This window comes from Candidatus Sordicultor fermentans (assembly GCF_012728195.1).
In the GTDB taxonomy this organism is placed as follows: Bacteria; Atribacterota; Atribacteria; order Atribacterales; family Caldatribacteriaceae; genus Sordicultor; species Sordicultor fermentans.
The window spans coordinates 1-2,364 of the sequence record NZ_JAAYFP010000063.1; the positions used below are offsets into that span (position 1 = coordinate 1).

A 2,364-nucleotide genomic window follows, 5' to 3' on the forward strand; every position below is an offset into this window, starting at 1 on the left:
CTACCCACTCCTGCTTGTCCCTGGCTTAATCTTGAAGCAACGATTATTCCTGTAACTCCAGCCAAAAAGGAATTAAATACGTAAGCAAATATTCTCCTTCTATCCACATTAACTCCAGAAAGCCTCGCCGCCTCAATATTTCCGCCTGTAGCATAGAGCTGCCTTCCTAAAACCGTGTATCTCGTAATAAAGAAAGCAATAGCAGCAAAAATCAGGAGAATTATAAGAGGAAAGGGAATACCTATGATATGTCCCTGCCCTATAAAGAAGAAACTTTCGGGAAGGCCAATAATGGGCCATCCTTTCGTGATTGCTTATGCCAGCCCTCTTGCAGCAGTAAGAGTTCCTAAGGTAATTATAAATGGAGGAACATTGAGCTTAGTCACAAACAAACCATGTGTAAGCCCGATAAGGGAAGAGATAAGCAAAACTATTATTATAGAAAAAGCCACGCTTAAACCGCCCTTCATAAAAAGAGCCACCAGCACCCCAATAAGAGCTACCAGAGAGCCCACCGAAAGATCAATTCCTCCAGTAATAATAACTAAAGTCTCCCCCACAGCCAGGAGTCCATATATAGCAACCTGTCTTGCAATCGTCTGAAGGTTGAAAGGGTTTAAAAAGCGGGGGTTCATAATGGTTATTAATAAACACATAAGAATAAGGGCAATCAAAATGTTCATTTCCCTAAAACGGAAGCTTTTGGAGTTTTTTCTTTTAGTCATTTCTTGTTGCATAATAGATCAGCTTACCCTCCTCTCGTATACCTTGTTTTAAATATTAATGACAACCATGCTAAAAGTCAACCCCTCGAGGGCTCTATAATAAAATGTGTGGAAAAAATATCTAAAAAGAAGTATGGGTGGTAAAGATCTCACAATGGGAAATCAAAAAGAAAGAAGACCTTACCACCATGGCCAGAGGGAAACAATTTTATCGGGGGTTAAAGACTTAAAAATAGAATAGCAGTTAAAGCTTCAATTAAAAAGGAGAAAAGGGAAATGCCCACTCTCCGGATCGGTAAAACTCTATAAACATACACAGAAAGAGGGAAGTTCTCCATGCCTCGCAGAGGAAAGAGAGCATATTCAGGTAAATCCTAAGCACAACCGAGAATAATCTTTAAGAAGGGGCAGAAAGAGATGGTTTCTTCTCGCGATTCTTCTTTAAAAACCAAAGAATCACAGAAGTCAATATAACTGCGCTTCCTGCCAGTGCCCATTTCCCCGGTATTTCTCCAATGGCTAAAAATACCCAGAGAGGGTTAAGAATTGGCTCAATTACCGGGATGAGGCTGGCCTCAAGAGCAGTTACTCCCTTTATGGCTATCGAATAAAGAATATAGGATAAACCTAACTGAACTGTTCCTAAAAAGATAAGGTTTACCCAGACTCCCGGAGGGGGAAGGTACTCAAACATAAAAGGCAGGCCAATTAAAGCGGCAAAAATGTTACCTATAAGAACAGACTCAAGGGGAGATGAGTCTTTTTGCATTCTCATAAAGATGATTAAGAAAGCAAAAGACCAACCGCTCAAAACAGCTATTATATTTCCCAGTAAGCTTCCCCACTGAAGCTGGTCAAAGAAAAAAAGAACCATCCCTCCCAGAACAGCTACCACCGCCCACCAGTCTTCCCGGGAAGCCTCTTCATTCAAAAACCATTTTCCTAGAAAAACTACGTAAATCGGGGCGCCATATTGAAGTAAAATAGCGTTGGCAGCAGTGGTTAATTTGGTAGCAGTAACAAAAAGAATTACCGTTCCAGCGTAAGCTAAAGCGCCGGCTATCTGAGGCCAGGACCAGTTTATTTCAGGTTTTCCAAGATAGAGCAAAATGACAAGAGAAGCAATAGCACTTCGTGCCCCGGCTATAGCCAGAGGATGCCATACAACTGATTTGATTAGCACTCCCCCTAAGCTCCAGAGAACTGCAGTAACAAAAAGCAAGAGAACTGATTTTAAATGTTCTTTTTCCTGGCTCATACGGTAAATTATATCATTCAGGTGGCTAAGGGCAAATAATCTGCAACAGAGCCACCGGAAGATAAATATCCTATTCCCGAATTATAGGGGGAAACCCTCTATAGCTCTCTTATAAGTGCCCCTTATAAGCCAAAAATAACACGGAGAAAAAAGCCTCCGTGTCGTCATTGTATATTAAGGGGTATCAAATAGCTTATAAATGAGCTATCTTAAAAAAGAGAAAAAGAAGGTGGAATGGAGCAAAGCATCGGCAATACCAGATAGAAAATGATATCTCATCAATGGAAGAATTCTTAAAGCAACATCCCGAAGAGGACTTCTCTCATATACTATTTGTGATGGAAAGTACAGGAGTCTATCACCTGCGTATTGCCCTATTCC

General features: G+C 40.9%; 1 protein-coding gene and 1 pseudogene. Both read right to left on the reverse strand.

The genetic code is table 11. The features are described from left to right. Positions 1-737, reverse strand: a pseudogene (locus GXZ17_RS02910) (ABC transporter permease); the annotation flags it as partial. Positions 738-1,122: 385 nt separating this feature from the next. Beyond that, positions 1,123-1,983, reverse strand: a complete 861-nt coding sequence (locus GXZ17_RS02915; RefSeq protein ID WP_409375790.1) for a DMT family transporter — start codon at positions 1,981-1,983, stop codon at positions 1,123-1,125. Between the last annotated feature and the right edge of the window lie 381 nt (positions 1,984-2,364).